Raw genomic sequence first — 17029 nt, 5'->3', positions numbered from 1 at the left:
CTTGAGGTAATCGACTATGCCCAAAACGAAGGTGCACCCTAAACTGCAACGCCCGGCAGTGGATTTCATCGCTGAGCAGTTGCCGGGTTGGCTGAAAAAGGCCACTCAAGTACAGCTCGGATCATTGCGCGCATGCATGAGTGCGCATCTGCAAAGCCAGAAGCGCATGGCTGTGACCTTGCAGCAACTGATCCCGCTCGACCGGTTTGCCGCGCAAAAGCTTGAATCGGCGATGCAAGAACAGCTGGCGCTGGATGTCGATCTGTTCAAGGTTCACTGGCATGAACAGCGTCGCCGTTTCTCGGTGCCCTCAGGGCACCTGCCTGTAGACGACGATTACTTTGTGACGGTGCCTGCCTTGCAAAAGCTCATGCAGAACTTCCATGAGGGCGAAACGTTCTACGATCAGACGGCGTTGACCGTTGCAGCGACTACGCCTGGTGCGCCGGACCGTGTGGTATCACGGCGTATCGACGATGTCGTCGGGCTTTGTCGAAACGTTGATGTCGGCAAGTCCTATCAGGAGCATCTGAATGAGATCTTCACGAAGGCTTTTCAACATCAGCTGGCCATAGACAAGCGCCAGGAACTGGCCGTGGCAATCGAAATCGCGGCAATCAAGGGGCAACTGGCGTACAGCGACCTGCAGATGCTGCGTCGGGTCTGTCAAGGCAAGCCTGCAGAGTTGCCGTTGGACTTCGAACTGGCCTTGGGTGCCCTGCAATTGCTTGGGCAGCGAGTGGATGGGGCGATCGTGTTCGAACTGTCTGGAACACCATTCGGGCTGCCAGGTCTGGTCTTCAATCCGAAGCAGGTAGTGGGCGTGCTGTTGTATCTGCCGGACGACTCACAGCAACCATTGCGCCGTTTCGATGACTGGTCCTCGGCAAACCTGGCCTTGGTTTCGGCAATGCGCGATGCCCCGTTTCGTCAGGCGATTGCCCGTCGCATCGCATTGCCTGGACAGGCTGATTATCTGATCACCCTGGGCAAGCGCCTGCAAGACCCCAAGCCGGATCTGGAACCCAGGCGGTTTGCCAAGAGCGGTGAGGGATTTGCCAGCTTGGCGGCGGGGCATGTGATGCGGATCAAGGCCGACGCTGCGTTCCTGGCCGTGCCGACGGCACAGGCGGACGCCACGGCTGCAGCCGAGCGGCTGCGCAAGCTGCAGACCGCCGGACTGGTGTTGTTGAACCTGGCGGGGTTGTTCGTGCCGGTTGTCGGTGCATTGATGTTGGCTGATCTGGCCAGGCAGATGTTGGGCCACGTGTACGAGGGCGTCAGCGACTGGGCCCAGGATCACCAGCATGAAGCATTGGAGCACCTGCTTCAGGTGGCCTTGACAGTGGCCACAGGGGCAGCCATCGCGGGTGGCGGGCAGGTGTTGCGCAGTGCCTTCGTCGAACGACTGGAGCCCATAGTGACCGAGGCGGGCGAGCAACGCCTGTGGCAGCACGATCTGCAGCCATACGAGGAGCGAGCGCCTTTGCCCCCGCTGTTGGAGCTGGACAATGGGCTACACAGTGATGGCCAGGCCCATTGGTGGCGGCGCAACGGCGTACTTTACCGGGTGAGGCGCAATGTGGCAGGTATCTGGCGATTGTTGCACCGCGAAGGAGCTGGGGTGTTCGGCCCTGTCCTGGAAAGCAATGGCGAGCGTGCCTGGCGGCTTGCCTACGAACGGCCGCTGGAGTGGCAAGGTACGGACCTGCTGCTCAAACGCCTGTGGCCTGAAGCAAGCGAGCTGAGCCCCGAACGGATCAGCCAGATCTTGACCGTTGCGGATGTCGATGAGCCCCACCTGCGTGGCCTGCTGGTGGAGGGGCGGCCTGTGCCGGCCAGGCTGCGCGATACCCTGGAGCGCTTTGCCGTCGATGCAAGAATCCATGTTTTCTTCGCTCAACTCGGGGCGGGAAGCAACGATGCCGAGGTCTTGCAATGGTGTATCGAAAGGCTGGGTCTGCAAGGAGAGAACGAGGCAAGACAAATCGAGAGGATCCAGGCGTCAACAGAAGCGTTGCGCGGTCCGATGCTGGAGCACTTCGCCAATGTATACCTGACCGATGACCCTCTGCTGGCCACTTTGAAGGGCAGCTTCCCGGGGCTTGCGGATGCCTATGCCTTGGATTTGCTCAAGAACGCCAGTAGCGATGTACGGCAACGATTGGCCAGCGAATCTCGTGTGCCGCTGGCGCTGGCGGAACAGGCGCGCGCGATGTTGCAGGAGGCCCGTTTGACCCGGGCGCGCGAAGCACTTTACCTGCGCAGCAGTTACCATGCCGATGCGGTGACCTTGGTGTTCTCATTGCTGCGACGTCGGGGCTTGGTGCCTGGTGAGGTTAACCTGGTATTACGAGACCGCTCCAGCACGGGGCCGGTGCTGGAGCGGTTGTTCCCCGGACGAAGCGGTGTGCAGCGGGTTACCGTGATGGTCAGGGCTAACGGCGGGTTCGCACTCTTCGACGAGGCGGGGCGCACCCGTGAAATTGAAGTCGCGCAGCCCGAAGGGTTGTTCGAGGTGCTGGCTGCCTGCCTGCCATCTGCCTTCTTGCAGCGGCGCGGGTGGGACGGCGAGGGCACAGCAGAGCGCATCCGTTCGTCCATGCAGGCTTGGTTGCCACGGGATCGCCAGGCGTTGATCAGCCTGCTTGGCTGGCGGGAGGTCAGGCCCGTTGCATCGCCCTTGCACCAATTGCGCGATGGCCGGATAGGCTATCTGCTCAGCGGCCGGGGCGCCTCGACGGAAGCGCAAGAGCAGATTTTCCGGCAACGGATTCGCGGCTTGTATCCATCGTTCGATGAGGCGGCAGTCGATCGTTTTCTGGAACTGCTGCTCAATCAGGCAGACTCAGCCTATGTCATCCTGCTGCGCCAGGAACAAGAATACCGTGCGCTTGACGAGAGCCTTGAGCAATGGAGAAACGCGGTCAGCGGCCCTGATCGCGGACACAGAGGGGCCGTCGCAGATGTATTTCGGCGCGCCTGGCGGCTGGAGGGCGAGGAGGTTATCTACAGCAACGGCGTCCCTGCTGGATTGCGGCTCAGCGTGCTGGGCATACCTGCGGGGAGCCTGCCGCCCATTCCTGTCGGTACGGATTTTGGCCATATCACCGACATGGCCCTGGTAGGGATGCGGCTGGAGGCTTTGCCTGCCGGGTTCCTGAGAAACTTCCGGGAACTGCGCCGACTTGATATGAGCAACAATGCGTTGACTTCTATCCCGGATGAGATTCAACGGTTGAACTCGCTGCGCCATCTGCGCCTGGCTCGCAACCAGATTCGGATGACTGCGGAGCAGGTAAGCGTGTTGTCCAGTCTGGGCCGCCTTCGCACGCTGAACCTCAATGAGAACAGGTTGGGCTCGATCAACCTGCGTTTCCGTCGGTTGTCTCGCTTGCGGGAACTGCACATGCATCGAGCGGGATTGCTGGCAGTGCCGAGCGGCCTGGAGTGGTGTGGTCTGCTTGAATATGCTGACTTGCGCCACAACCAAATCTCCAGTTTGCCCCAGGCATTACTCGACGCCCCGTCGTCCTTGCGGCAAGTGGTGCAGGTGGATGGCAACCCACTGTCGGTAGCCGACCGTGAGCAATTGTATGCTTATGCCCCGGTACCTGTTGAGGAGCCAGGTGCCGAGGACAACTTGCAGGTGCAAGAGGCCAGAATCCTGAGCGCCAGGGCATCATGGCTCGAAACACTGGCCGAAGCTGACCAGGCGTCCAGAGCTGAACAATGGGATGCCCTGCGGGGTGAAACAGGCAGCATGCCATTCTTCTCGTTGTTGGCAGGCTTGACCGGCGGCGCCGATTTTCGCCTAGTACGTGGCGACCTTTCGAGAAGGGTCTGGACTTTGATCCAGGTCGCACATGACGATTCGCGCATGCGCGAGGAACTGTTCGGACTGGCGGCTGGCCCTCGCACGTGCGTCGATAGCGTGGCGCATTGCCTCAGCCAGCTGGAAGTGCGCATGCGGGTGCTACAGGCGACATTCGGGGGGGATCCGCTGACAACGAGGGATGCCCGTTTACTGTTGGCTCAACGGCTGTTCCGTCTTGATCAGGTGGAGCAGTTCGCTCGTACCGATTTCCAGGGCCGGATTGCCGAGGGAAGGGGTGTCGATGAGATCGAAGTCAGCCTGGCCTATAGGACGGGCCTGGCGGAGCGTCTTGATCTTGTGGGGCAGCCGCGGACCATGGAGTATCCTCAGGTCGCCGAGGTTACGCAGGACCACCTTGAGCAGGCATACCGCGCAGTTCTGGCTGCTGAAGCGGGCAGTGAGCGGGCCAGCTTCATCAGCCAGTGCGACTACTGGGTGGCGTATCTCAACGCCAGGTATCCCGAAGCCTTTGCGCAGATCACCGAAAGTTTCAGCAGCAAGATGGATGCGCTGGACGAAGACAAGGAGGCACTCGGCAGTGGCGCATATGCTGAGCGCTGCCGAGAGCTCACCAATGATAGAAAGCAAGCCTTCGATGCACTTGCCTTACGGCTCACCCAGGATGAACTGAGCATCACCTTGCCAGGCAGTTCCCGGGCTTCAGGCGCCAGTGAACCACTTCCTTCTGTGCCCTGATCCAACCGTTGAACAACATGATTGGCTTTATTGGAATCCAAGGAGCCAATCATGTCCGACCCTGCAACCGGGACCGACCGATTCATTGCGAGCAAACTACCTGACTGGCTCAAGCGAGCGTCCAGAGGCCAGCTCAATGCCCTGCGAGCCAGCCTTGATGCGCATCACGCCAGCCAGGCGCGGTTGCGTGGCCTCACGCTCGAGCTACTGCCGATTCCTCAGTTCGCCGAGCAGCACCTGGCGGCGCTGCTCGATAAGCCTTTGCCTGACGGCCAATCTTTCGCCCAGCTTGAATGGCTTCTGGTGGCGCCACGCTTCGGCAAGTTGCCAGGCTCCTTGCAGCAGACCTACGAATACAGCCAGAGACGTGAGAATGGGTTGTTGCGGCTCATGCGCAACTTCGCCGCAGGTACCACCTACTACGACGGTACCGGGCTGGTGTTGCCGGGGCGCGATCAACCCTTGAATGGGCCGCTCGATGCATTTATCACGAAATGCCGCGAGCTGGATATCGGCACGCGTTATCAGGAGAAACTGGAACAGATCTTTAATCCCGCAACGCAGGCAGTACTGGTCGAGGATAAACGTTCAGGGCTCAAGCTTGCGATTGAGTTGGCCGCGTTGAAGGGGCAGATCGGTGCCGATGTGCAAATTGCCTTGCGTGAGATCGCAGACGATGGACAGGCGCATCGGCAGGAGGGACTGACGGGCGATCCCTGTCTCCTGGCTGCACTGGGGCGGCCGGTGGCCGATGGCTTGTTGATTCCATTGCGCAACAGCGCGGGTGCTGACAGTGGCATCGTGCTCTACCTGCCCAGTGACCCACAGCAGGCGCTGCGACATTTCGCCAATCGGGTGTCCCTTGACAGTGCCTTGGCGAACCTGCTGCAAAAGGCCGATTACCGTCAGTACTTCACGCAATTGATCAGCCTCGAGCACCGTGCAGATTTTGTCACACTGCTGGACACACGCCTCAAGGACGCTCAGCCTGACTTGGAACTTGAAGGTCGCAAACAGCCCGATAACATCTTCTCGCAACTGGCCGCCCTGCAAATTCAGCGGGTCAAGGATGACGCGCGGGTGTTGCTGGTTACCAGCGCCGATGCCGATAGCGTGGCAGTGCGAACCAGGCACGCCAAGTGGGCAACGGCAGGCTGGGACCTGGTGAACTTGGCAGGGTTCTTCATTCCGGTGGTGGGGGGGCTGTTGCTGGGCCAGTTGGTCGCTCAGATGTGCTCGGAAGTATTCGAGGGGGTAAGAGATTGGTCGAGGGGCCGTCAGCACGAAGCGCTGGGGCATCTGCTCGGGGTTGCCGAAACCTTGGCAGCCACTGCGGCCACTGCGGCGGGTGTGAGTTACCTGCGTAGCGCCTTTGTCGCTGGTCTGGAACCGGTAAGCCTGGGGAAGGGGGGCGGTCGGCTGTGGTGCTTTGACGCTGAGAATTATCGGTCAGCTCCAGGCGATATCGATTTGCTCGAAGACGGGCGCTATGGCACTGGTGAGCGTCGTTGGATCCGTGTCGACGGACGTTATCAGGAAGTGCATCAGCCAGTCCCCGACGGCCCTTATCGGTTACGGCATGTTGCAGGTGATAGCAGTTATGGACCGGTAGTGCTGTACAACGGCGAGCGCGGATGGCGTCTGGTACGCGAGCAACCGTTGGCATGGGAGGAGCCTGTGCGCATGCTCGATGCGCTTTGGCCCCAGCATTCGCCAATCGACCGGTTACAGGCGGGGCACATCCTGCAGGTGGCAGGGGTCGAGGAGGACGAATTACGCGGCGTTCTGGTGGAGAACCGGCCAGCCCCGGTTAACCTCAGGTACGCCCTGCGTGCTTTCCACGCACATGCGCGCATTGAAACGTTCTTCAAGCGAATTCGCCTGAGGACGTTGATGCCAACCGACAGCGAACTGCTGGTCTGGAGTGAGGGCCGTGCGGGGGTCGGTACCGGGTTGGAGCGGGTATTGGCGCATGAGGTTGAATTGCGCCCGCAGTTGTTCGCTCGCTTGACACAACAACCGTTTGCGCAAGACCCGCTCAGCGTGTTGGTCGCACGGGACTTTCCGGGCCTGCCTTCGTCGTACGTAAGCGAAGTGCTACGCCAGGCTACTGACCTTGAGCGCGACATGGCAAAGGTCGAGGGCCGCTTGCCAATTTCGTGTGCTGACAATGCGCATTCGCTGTTGCGCCTGGCACGGCTGAACCGGGCGCTGGCAGGCCTCTACCTGAGTACTGGCTACTGCGATGATACGGGGGAGCTGGTGCTTGCCTTGCTGGATGGCCTTGAGCTTGAAGGCGTCAGCATCGACTTGCGCGAAGGTACGGTGGACGGGCGCTCGATCAAGCGTGTAGGCAATGGCGGGCAAGGTGAGGAGGACAGGGTGCTGGTGCGCAGTAACGGCCGCTTTCAAATTTACAACGGGCTGGGCGAGCAGCAAGTGTTCAAGCCAGCTGACCCTGGCTGCATCTTCGAGGCAATCTATGCAGCGCTTTCAACCGAGCAGCAGGCCGCCAACGTCTCAACTGGCCAGTTGCGCGAGCAACTGCTGGCACTTTTACCCGCTTCGCACTGGGGCATCAATCGCATGCTGCGCAGGCCGGAGCAACGTCTCTGGTTCAACCCGGGGCGTCGCCTGGATGATGGACGCGTAGGCTACCCGCTCAGTGGCCATCCTTCCGTTGGCCCCAGGGATGAGCAGGCGATCATTCGCGATCAACTGCGCGCCCTTTACCCCGGCCTGAATGGGCAAGCGCTCGAGGATGAACTGGTACGCCTGCAGCAAGGCGAGCGCCCGGTACTTGAGCGCCTGGTGGAGTTGCAGAACGATCATGATCAGCTCGTGCAACACCTGAACCGTTGGGTCGGCGCCGAGTTGCAGGAAGGTCGCCAGAGCGCGCGCCGGTTGACGGCAGATAGCATCCTGCGGGCATGGCGGCTGCAGGGTGAAATCGTTCCGGCAAGTGCAGGGCAAGCGCAGGGGCAACGCTTGTCGCTCAGGGGTAGTCATCTGCGCACGCTACCGCAGCTACCGCCGCAGATCGACTTTCATCGCATCACCATGCTGAGCGTGAGCGATTCGCAGGTCAGCGATGTGCCGGTTGACTTCCTGCGTCCGTTTACCGCCGTGACGGACTTGAACCTCAGCAGCAACCATTTGCTGCGCATGCCAACGGGCATCGCTCATCTCCCGCAAGTCCAGCTGCTGCGCCTGGCACACAATCAGATCCGGCTCGACGCACAGGCAGTCGAGATACTCCACGGCCTGCCCAACCTGGTCCATCTTGACCTGAGTTTCAACCGGCTGGAAGGATTGGACCTGCGATTCCACCACCTTTCCCAGCTGACTACGCTCAACCTGCGCCATTGTCGGCTGGGGGTGTGGCCTGAGCGCCTGGAGCTTTGCGGTCTTCTTGAGCGTGCCGATCTGCGTGACAACAATATCCGCACTGTGCCGCACGAGATCCAGCAAATGCCCTACGCATTCCGGCGCGCAATACTGGTGCAACGCAATCCGCTGTCGGCCATGCAGCTGCAGCACTTGTATGCGCTTGATGTGATTGAAGAGCATGGGCACCTGCCTGAGGCTTCCGGGCCGGTAGATTTGGCCCGGGCCCGCACGCTTTGGGTGGCGCATGCGGATGCAGCAGTTCAGGCCGGGCGCGAGGCATTGTGGCAGCGTCTGCTGGATCAAGCCGGGAGTACGGGACTGTTCAGGCTTCTGGGCCGCCTGGAGTTCACTGCGGACTATGAGCAAGCGGGGGAAGGGCGAGCTGTGCTGGCCGAAGGCGTGTGGACGCTGCTGGAGGCGCTCGATGCAGATCCGGTGCTCTGCGGGCGCGTCCTGGTGCGAGCCAGCCTGCCGCTGTCTTGCCTGGATGCCGTGGCCAGCCGCTTAAGCGCACTTCAGGTTCTGGTAAGGCAGGCCTGGGCCGAAACCGAAGCCCTCAACCCTGAAAACAGGAGCGTGCTGCTGGAACTCGGCCGCCAGCTTTTCCGCCTGGAGCAGCTCGAAGGGATTGCCTATCGGGATTGTCGGCAGCGCCAGGTCGCCGGTGAGCATTTCGATCAATTGGCACTTGGATTGGCCTACAGGGTGCAGCTTCGTAGTCGCTTGAATTTGCCCTTCCAGCCTCATGCCATGCGCTATCCCGAGGCCGCCGAGCTGACAGAGGCGCAGGCCGCGGAGGCTTTGCGGCGGGTCGAGCAAGCGCAAACGCTGGAAGCACTCACCGATAGCCTGAGCCAGCGAGAATTCTGGCGCCGCTACTTGCGTCAGCAACACGTTCTGATGTTCGAAGTGATCAACTCGGACTACAACCAGCGCTCGATCCAGTTGCAGGCCGAGCGGCCCGGCTTGTCTCCAGAACAGTACGATGAGCGGCTCAGCCACCTGCAACAGCAGGAGGTCCACGATGTCGAGCGCCTGGTCAGCGGCCTCACCCAGTCTTACTTGCGCGCTGGCGAACGCAGTGAAGGTTGAGTAACGGCGGCCAAACCGGTCATCCAGATTGACAGCTTTGGCCATTGCCGCGTCTGGCAAGCGGCGCGAACATCATCGGACCGATGGTTCAACTCCAAAAACAAGAAACCAGGAGTCCGACGATGCGCGATTACGCCGAGGCAACTCGTGCGTTCGACCATGCCCAAGCCGCTGCAGCGGCGTTGCATGGCGACCTCACTGCCCTCAATGCCTGTGTCGAATGCTGTGACCGCCATGCCGGTGCTGACAAGCTGGCGCTGGTCTGTGAAGACCGTGATGGCAACGCTGCCCGTTACAGCTTCGATCAGCTCAAGATCCAGGCTTCCCGCTTCGCCAATGTGCTCAAGGCGCAGGGAGTGGGCCCTGGCGATCGGGTCGCCGGCCTGATGCCGCGCACCGCCGAGTTGCTGGTGACGATTCTCGCCACCTGGCGCCTGGGGGCGGTGTACCAGCCATTATTCACGGCCTTTGGCCCCAAAGCCATCGAGCACCGCCTGGAGCAGTCCCACGCCCGCGTGGTGGTCACCGATGCCCATAACCGTGCCAAGCTCGACGAGGTGCAGGGTTGCCCGACGATCATCACGGTCAAGGCCCGTAGTGGTGAACTGGATTTTCGTCATTGCCTGGAGGCTGCGGCCGATGAGTGTGAACCGGTGATGCGCTCGGGGGACGACGCGTTCCTGCTGATGTTCACCTCTGGCACGACCGGCCCGGCCAAACCGCTGGAGGTCCCGCTACGCGCCATTGTCGCTTTTCAGGGCTACATGCGTGACGCCATCGACCTGCGCCCCGACGATCACTTCTGGAACCTGGCCGACCCGGGCTGGGCCTACGGCCTCTACTACGCGGTCACCGGGCCGTTGGCGCTGGGCCATGCCACCACCTTCTACGACGGCCCGTTCAGCGTCGACAGTTGCGCACGGGTGATCGACAAACTGGGCATCACCAACCTGGCGGGCTCACCCACGGCGTACCGCTTGCTCATCGCTGCTGGCGATTGCTTTTCGGCACCGATCCAGGGCCGCTTGCGGGTCGTCAGCAGCGCCGGCGAACCGCTCAACCCCGAAGTGATTCGCTGGTTCGCCGACGAACTGGGGGTGACCATCCACGACCATTACGGCCAGACCGAGCTAGGCATGGTGCTGTGCAATCACCATGGCCTGCAGCACCCCGTGCACCTGGGCTCGGCCGGCTTCGCCATCCCTGGCCACCGCATCGTGGTGCTGGACGAGCAGTGTAACGAACTGGCGGCCGGCCAGCCGGGCATCCTCGCGGTGGATCGTGAGCAGTCGCCGCTGTGCTGGTTCGGCGGCTACCACGGCCTGCCGACCAAGGCCTTTGTCGGCAAGTACTACCTCAGTGGCGACACAGTCGAGCTCAACCCGGACGGCAGCATCAGTTTTGTCGGCCGCAGCGACGATGTGATCACCACCTCCGGTTACCGCGTTGGTCCTTTCGATGTGGAAAGCGCGCTGATCGAGCACCCGGCGGTGATCGAAGCGGCGGTGATCGGCAAGCCGGACCCCGAGCGCACCGAGCTGATCAAGGCCTTCGTCGTCTTGGCCAGCGATTACCAGGGCAGCGCCGAGCTGGAAGAAACCCTGCGTCAGCATGTGCGCCAGCGCCTCTACGCGCATGCCTACCCCCGCGAAATCGACTTCGTCAGCGAGCTGCCCAAGACCCCGAGCGGCAAGCTGCAACGCTTCATCCTGCGCAATCAGGAAGTCGCCAAACAACACGCGCAACAGGCCACCCCTGCCAGCGCCTGAAAGGAACCCGATCATGCAGATAGCCAACAAACACTTCATCGTCAGCGGCGCCGCCTCCGGGTTGGGCGCTGCCACCGCGCAGATGCTGGTCGAGGCCGGCGCCAAGGTCATGCTGGTCGACCTCAACGCCCAGGCGGTCGAGGCCAAGGCCCGTGAGCTGGGTGACAACGCCCGCTTCGCGGTGGCTGACATCAGCGACGAACAGGCCGCCCAGGTGGCGGTCGATTCGGCCGTCAGCGCCTTTGGCAGCCTGCACGGGCTGGTCAACTGCGCAGGTATCGTCGGTGCCGAAAAAGTGCTGGGCAAACAGGGCCCGCATGGCCTGGCCAGCTTCGCCAAGGTCATCAACGTCAATCTGGTCGGCAGCTTCAACCTGCTGCGCCTGGCCGCCGCGGCCATGGCTGAAGGTGCTGCCGATGACGGTGGCGAGCGCGGGGTGATCATCAACACCGCCTCCATCGCCGCCTACGACGGCCAGATCGGCCAGGCCGCCTATGCGGCCTCCAAGGGCGCGATCGCCAGCCTGACCCTCCCGGCGGCCCGTGAACTGGCGCGCTTCGGCATCCGCGTGATGACCATCGCCCCGGGCATCTTCGAAACCCCGATGATGGCCGGCATGAGCGATGAGGTACGTGCCTCGCTGGCGGCTGGCGTGCCGTTCCCGGCGCGCCTGGGCCGCCCTCAGGAATACGCCGCGCTGGCCCGCCACATCATCGAGAACAGCATGCTCAACGGCGAGGTGATCCGCCTCGACGGCGCACTGCGCATGGCTGCCAAGTAAGGAGAACGCACATGACCCTCGCCAGTGACCCGATCGTTATCGTCAGCGCCGTGCGCACGCCCATGGGCGGGCTGCAGGGCGACCTCAAGAGCCTGACCGCGCCGCAGCTGGGCAGCGCAGCCATCCGCGGTGCGGTGGAGCGCGCCGGCATCGACGCCGCCAGTGTCGAGCAGGTGCTGTTCGGCTGCGTGCTGCCCGCCGGCCAGGGCCAGGCCCCCGCGCGTCAGGCTGCGCTCGGTGCCGGGCTGGACAAGCACACCACCTGCACCACCCTGAACAAGATGTGCGGCTCGGGCATGCAGGCGGCAATCATGGCCCATGACCTGCTGTTGGCCGGCAGCGCCGACGTGGTGGTGGCCGGGGGCATGGAAAGCATGACCAACGCACCCTACCTGCTGGACAAGGCCCGTGGCGGCTATCGCATGGGCCACGGCAAGATCATCGACCACATGTTCATGGACGGCCTGGAAGATGCCTACGACAAGGGTCGCCTGATGGGAACCTTTGCAGAAGACTGCGCCCAGGCCAATGCCTTCAGCCGCGAAGCCCAGGACCAGTTCGCCATCACCTCGCTGACCCGCGCCCAGGACGCTATCAAAAGCGGCCGCTTTGCTGCCGAGATCGTGCCGGTAGAGGTCACCGAGGGCAAGGACAAGCGCGTCGTCAAGGACGACGAGCAACCGCCCAAGGCGCGCCTGGACAAGATCCCTCAGCTCAAGCCGGCCTTCCGCGAAGGGGGGACGGTGACCGCCGCCAACTCCAGCTCGATCTCCGACGGTGCTGCAGCGCTGGTGCTGATGCGTCGCTCCGAAGCTGACAAGCGTGGCCTCAAGCCGTTGGCGGTGATCCACGGCCACGCCGCGTTCGCCGATACCCCGGCACTGTTCCCGACCGCGCCGATCGGTGCCATCGACAAACTGATGAAGCGAACCGGCTGGAACCTGGGCGACGTCGACCTGTTCGAGATCAACGAAGCGTTTGCCGTGGTCACCCTGGCGGCCATGAAGCACCTCGACTTGCCGCACGACAAGGTCAATATCCACGGTGGCGCCTGCGCCCTGGGCCACCCGATCGGCGCTTCGGGCGCACGTATCCTGGTGACCCTGCTGTCGGCCCTGCGCCAGAACAACCTGCGTCGCGGCGTGGCCGCCATCTGCATCGGCGGTGGCGAGGCCACGGCCATGGCAGTCGAATGCCTGTATTGAGGTGAACCATGTTGGTAACTGACGAGCAACAACAGATCGCCGATGCGGTACGCGACTTTGCCCAGGAGCGTCTCAAACCCTTCGCTGAGCAGTGGGACAAGACGCACCGGTTCCCCAAGGAGGCCATCGAGGAAATGGCCGAGCTTGGCTTGTTCGGCATGCTGGTGCCGGAGCAGTGGGGTGGCAGTGACACCGGGTACGTGGCCTACGCCATGGCGCTGGAAGAGATCGCTGCCGGTGACGGTGCCTGTTCGACCATCATGAGCGTGCACAACTCGGTGGGTTGCGTACCGATCCTTCGGTTCGGCAACGAGCAGCAGAAAGCGCAGTTCCTGACCCCGTTGGCCATGGGCTCGATGCTGGGTGCCTTCGCCCTGACCGAGCCGCAGGCCGGTTCCGACGCCAGCAGCCTGAAGGCCCGTGCACGGCTGGAGGGTGACCACTATGTGCTCAACGGCAGCAAGCAGTTCATCACGTCCGGGCAGAATGCCGGGGTGGTGATCGTCTTTGCCGTGACCGATCCGGATGCCGGCAAGCGTGGCATCAGCGCCTTCATCGTGCCCACCGACTCCCCGGGCTACCAGGTGGCAAGGGTCGAGGACAAACTGGGCCAGCATGCCTCGGACACCTGCCAGATTGTCTTCGACAATGTGCGTGTGCCGGTGGCCAACCGCCTGGGCGCGGAAGGCGAGGGCTACAAGATCGCCCTGGCCAACCTCGAAGGCGGCCGCATCGGTATTGCCTCGCAGGCGGTGGGCATGGCCCGCGCGGCCTTCGAAGTGGCACGCGACTATGCCAAGGAGCGGCAGAGCTTCGGCAAAGCGCTGATCGAACACCAGGCCGTGGCCTTCCGCCTGGCCGACATGGCCACGAAGATTGCCGTGGCCAGGCAGATGGTGCTGCACGCGGCCGCGCTGCGTGACGCCGGGCGCCCGGCGCTGGTGGAAGCGTCGATGGCCAAGCTGTTTGCCTCGGAAATGGCCGAAAAGGTCTGTTCGGATGCCTTGCAGACCTTGGGCGGATATGGCTATCTGAGCGACTTCCCGCTGGAGCGGATCTACCGTGACGTTCGGGTCTGCCAGATCTACGAAGGCACCAGCGACATTCAGCGCATGGTCATTGCGCGCAATCTTTGAAGGAGCAGACTGCATGGCATTCGAAACCATCCTGTTGGACATCCACGGCAAGGTCGGCCTGATCACCCTCAATCGCCCCCAGGCGCTGAACGCGCTGAATGCGCAGATTGTCGGCGAGATCAACCAGGCCCTCGACCAGCTCGAGCGTGACCCGAACATCGGCTGCGTGGTGCTCACCGGCTCTGCCAAGGCGTTTGCCGCCGGCGCCGACATCAAGGAGATGGCCGAGCTGCAATATCCGCAGATCTACGTGGAAGACTTGTTCAGCGATTCCGACCGCATCGCCAACCGACGCAAACCGATCATCGCCGCAGTCTCCGGGTTCGCCCTGGGCGGTGGTTGCGAACTGGCGATGATGTGCGACTTCATCCTCGCTGCCGACAATGCCAAGTTCGGCCAGCCGGAAATCAACCTCGGCGTGCTGCCGGGCATGGGCGGCACCCAACGCCTGACCCGTGCGGTGGGCAAGGCCAAGGCCATGGAACTGTGCCTGACCGGTCGCCTGATGGGTGCCGAGGAAGCCGAACGTGCCGGCCTGGTGGCGCGTATCGTGCCGCAGGCAGAGCTGCTGGAAGAGGCGCTGAAGGTCGCCACCACCATTGCCAGCAAGTCGATCCCGGTCAGCATGATGGTCAAGGAAAGCGTCAACCGCGCGTTCGAGGTGACCCTCAGCGAAGGTGTGCGCTTCGAGCGCCGAGTGTTCCATGCCGCGTTCGCCACCGAAGATCAGAAAGAAGGCATGGCGGCTTTCATTGCCAAGCGCGAAGCACAATTCAAGGATCGTTGAAGCGAGCGAGGCACTGTTGCGGCAGTCCCGTGCACAGTGTTTTGCCCGGGTGCGTGAAGCGGGCAGGTCGGCGCCACGGTATACATTGGTATACCGTGGCGCTTTCTTTGCGGGGCCGGCAAGGGTGCCAGCGGGCGGATTCCAGCCCCTTTCGGGCAATTTCTCCCATGATTGCTGTTGCTCAAGGCGACGTGGCGCCTTAGACTGCCGCCCCCTGTAAAAGAGTGCCGGTTGGCGCTTGAAGAATTCCGCTGCCGATGCCAAGGCGTCGGCGGCACCTGAATCGCCCAAATGCACATTTTTTCATAGAGAAATCGATGACCAAGGAACAGTTGCTGGCCATGTCGGCCGATGACTACATGAACGCTGACCAGCTGGCTTTCTTTGCTGGCCTGCTGCAGGCGATGAAAGTCGAAACCCATGAACGCATCGAGCTGAGCCGCGCCACCATCGAAGGCCTGGACACCCCGTCGGATCCTGCCGACGTGGCGTCGGTCGAGGAAGAGCGCAGCTGGCTGGTGAATGCCATCGACCGCGACCAGCGCTTGCTGCCGCAGCTGGAAATGGCCCTGGACCGTATCTCCGACGAGAGCTTCGGCTGGTGCGACGACAGTGGTGAGCCAATCGGCCTGAAGCGTCTGCTGATCAGCCCGACCACCAAGTACTGCATCGAAGCCCAGGAGCGCCACGAGCAGCTCGACCGCCACCAGCGTCAGGTCTGACCGGACGCAGTGCGCCAAGCCCCATGGAGCGATCCCTGGGGCTTTTTGCGTTTCTTGCGGGAAAGGCCTCCTGCTATTTGTTGCTCAAGGCGTAACACTGCTGTACCAGGATGCGCTGTTACACGGCCGTCGCTGGGCGTATCATGACCTTATCGTTAGGGTGCTATCTAAGTGCCGGAGGGAATGATGAACAGCCGGGTCGATGTAGCGGTGATGATCGGTTCAGGTGTGCCAGCGAGCTTGCAGGCATTGGGCAAGCGGGTCTGTTGGGTGGTCTTGGTCAATGGCGAGCGCCGTGGTACCGCGTTCGCCACCCGTGGCGAGGCCAAGGAATGTCAGGCGGCCTGGTTGCAGCTTATGCAAGATGGCCACGCCGCCTGAACGGTTTCAGGCTTCCAGGCTGCGGGCCAATGCGCAGGCGTCGCGGTGCAAACGGCGGAAGCCCTTGACTCTGCCAGTCGCGCTTTCGGTAACGTGAAAGAACTCGATACCTGCAGGTATCACGACATAGCGTGGCTTTTTGCTGCCACCTGCGAGGTAAGAAATGTTCTTTACCTCTCGACGGATTTCAGTGTTTTCGTGCATATTCATTCCCCGGTAATGCGCTGATGGATGCCTGAGCCCGTTCTGCCGAGGGGCCTGCAGTTATCTATCGCATCTTTTCTGGCGGGTTTGTTGTCAGACATTACGCTTCCCTGACAGGGAATATGCCGAAAGCCTGTGTTGAAGCAATATCTGGCAAGCCAGAGTAAAGTTTCCTGCGTGCTGTATCGCCAGCGGGCACAGACGTTTCGTGTATCACTTTATTATTCTTTTCGCCTATCGAATTGAAATGGCCGTACCTCACCGACTCCGAGTGAGGGCGGATGTCACCGGTTTGAGGATTACTTCATTGGCAGTCAGTACACTGGATACCCACGCCTTGTTTGCCTTGGGCGATTTGCGCGGCAAGTTGGCCAAGCTGTTTCAGGGTCGTTTCATTTATGTCACCGAGCAGAGCCCCGAAGGCCTGTACATGGCCGAGATCGACACCGAGAGCGCCTTGGTGGTCGATGACAAGCAGCGCCTGGAACTGAAGGTCGGCGATCATTTCCGCGCCGCCGTCTTGCCCAGCCGCGAAGGCGGCAAGCTGGAAATGCGCTTTCGCGAGATCAAGCTGAACGTCTATGGTGTGGGCGACTACGCATTTGTATCGGTGCCGGAAGGCGAGGGCATCGTGTTCCGCGAAGGGCAGGGCGTGATGCTGGTGTTCGCTGCGCAGCAGCAGGTTCAGGAAGGCCTGGGCAAGTTGCTCAAGGCGGTGACCGGCAAGGTCGCCAAGTGGCGCAAGGGCGAGCTGACCACCTTCAAGGCCAGTGAATGAGTGAAAGTGACGAAGTGCCTGGGACGCGTGCCGAGTTTCATCGGCAGCACCAGGCGCAAGCCATGGCCGAGGCCCAGCGCCTGCTGGCGCAACGTGAGGCAATGGGCTCGAGCTGGTTGAGCTGGGTGGCCGCCCAGCTCTATCAGCTGAGCCCGCCTCCCTATGCCGCCATGGTGCGGCGTGAGCTGCAGCGCCTTGCCCAAGGCTGAGC

12 protein-coding genes are annotated in these 17029 nt (G+C 62.1%); 11 read left to right on the top strand and 1 reads right to left on the bottom strand.

Annotated features, from left to right (window positions below; genetic code table 11):
• The first annotated feature begins 16 nt into the window (after positions 1 to 16).
• The 9 genes from C2H86_RS02825 (at position 17) to C2H86_RS02785 (ending at position 15836) form a co-directional block, all read left to right on the top strand.
• Positions 17 to 4573 carry an NEL-type E3 ubiquitin ligase domain-containing protein gene (locus C2H86_RS02825; RefSeq protein WP_159411352.1) on the top strand — a complete coding sequence of 1519 codons (4557 nt, stop codon included), beginning with the start codon at positions 17 to 19 and terminating at the stop codon, positions 4571 to 4573.
• 51 nt (positions 4574 to 4624) lie between these two features.
• Positions 4625 to 9055 carry an NEL-type E3 ubiquitin ligase domain-containing protein gene (locus C2H86_RS02820; RefSeq protein WP_159411351.1) on the top strand — a complete coding sequence of 1477 codons (4431 nt, stop codon included), beginning with the start codon at positions 4625 to 4627 and terminating at the stop codon, positions 9053 to 9055.
• A gap of 122 nt (positions 9056 to 9177) precedes the next feature.
• Positions 9178 to 10824, top strand: a complete 1647-nt coding sequence (locus C2H86_RS02815) for an acyl-CoA synthetase (RefSeq protein ID WP_159411350.1) — start codon at positions 9178 to 9180, stop codon at positions 10822 to 10824.
• A 13-nt stretch (positions 10825 to 10837) separates the two neighbouring features.
• Entirely contained in the window at positions 10838 to 11605 is a 768-nt protein-coding gene (locus tag C2H86_RS02810; protein ID WP_159411349.1) for an SDR family NAD(P)-dependent oxidoreductase, read from the top strand.
• A gap of 11 nt (positions 11606 to 11616) precedes the next feature.
• A complete protein-coding gene (locus tag C2H86_RS02805) occupies positions 11617 to 12810 on the top strand; it encodes an acetyl-CoA C-acyltransferase (protein WP_159411348.1) in 1194 nt (397 codons plus the stop codon).
• Between the two features lie 8 nt (positions 12811 to 12818).
• Positions 12819 to 13946 carry an acyl-CoA dehydrogenase gene (locus tag C2H86_RS02800; RefSeq protein WP_159411347.1) on the top strand — a complete coding sequence of 376 codons (1128 nt, stop codon included), beginning with the start codon at positions 12819 to 12821 and terminating at the stop codon, positions 13944 to 13946.
• Positions 13947 to 13959: 13 nt separating this feature from the next.
• Positions 13960 to 14733, top strand: coding sequence for an enoyl-CoA hydratase (locus C2H86_RS02795; RefSeq protein WP_103446659.1), 774 nt, complete (start codon positions 13960 to 13962; stop codon positions 14731 to 14733).
• Between the two features lie 317 nt (positions 14734 to 15050).
• On the top strand, positions 15051 to 15455 hold the full coding sequence (locus C2H86_RS02790; protein WP_027919101.1) for a TraR/DksA family transcriptional regulator: 405 nt from the start codon (positions 15051 to 15053) through the stop codon (positions 15453 to 15455).
• 186 nt (positions 15456 to 15641) lie between these two features.
• Positions 15642 to 15836, top strand: coding sequence for a hypothetical protein (locus tag C2H86_RS02785; RefSeq protein WP_159411346.1), 195 nt, complete (start codon positions 15642 to 15644; stop codon positions 15834 to 15836).
• Positions 15837 to 15842: 6 nt separating this feature from the next.
• On the opposite strand, the gene C2H86_RS02780 is transcribed toward C2H86_RS02785, so the two are convergent.
• A complete protein-coding gene (locus tag C2H86_RS02780) occupies positions 15843 to 16040 on the bottom strand; it encodes a hypothetical protein (RefSeq protein WP_159411345.1) in 198 nt (65 codons plus the stop codon).
• A 307-nt stretch (positions 16041 to 16347) separates the two neighbouring features.
• On the opposite strand from C2H86_RS02780, the gene C2H86_RS02775 reads away from it, so the two are divergent.
• Positions 16348 to 16818, top strand: a complete 471-nt coding sequence (locus tag C2H86_RS02775) for a hypothetical protein (protein ID WP_159411344.1) — start codon at positions 16348 to 16350, stop codon at positions 16816 to 16818.
• On the top strand, positions 16815 to 17027 hold the full coding sequence (locus tag C2H86_RS02770; RefSeq protein WP_159411343.1) for a hypothetical protein: 213 nt from the start codon (positions 16815 to 16817) through the stop codon (positions 17025 to 17027). The genes C2H86_RS02775 and C2H86_RS02770 overlap by 4 nt, the downstream gene beginning before the upstream one ends.
• Positions 17028 to 17029 lie beyond the last annotated feature (2 nt).

The organism is Pseudomonas putida, assembly GCF_009883635.2.
Classification (GTDB): domain Bacteria; phylum Pseudomonadota; class Gammaproteobacteria; order Pseudomonadales; family Pseudomonadaceae; genus Aquipseudomonas; species Aquipseudomonas putida_W.
This window is presented reverse-complemented; position numbering and strand designations above follow the sequence as displayed.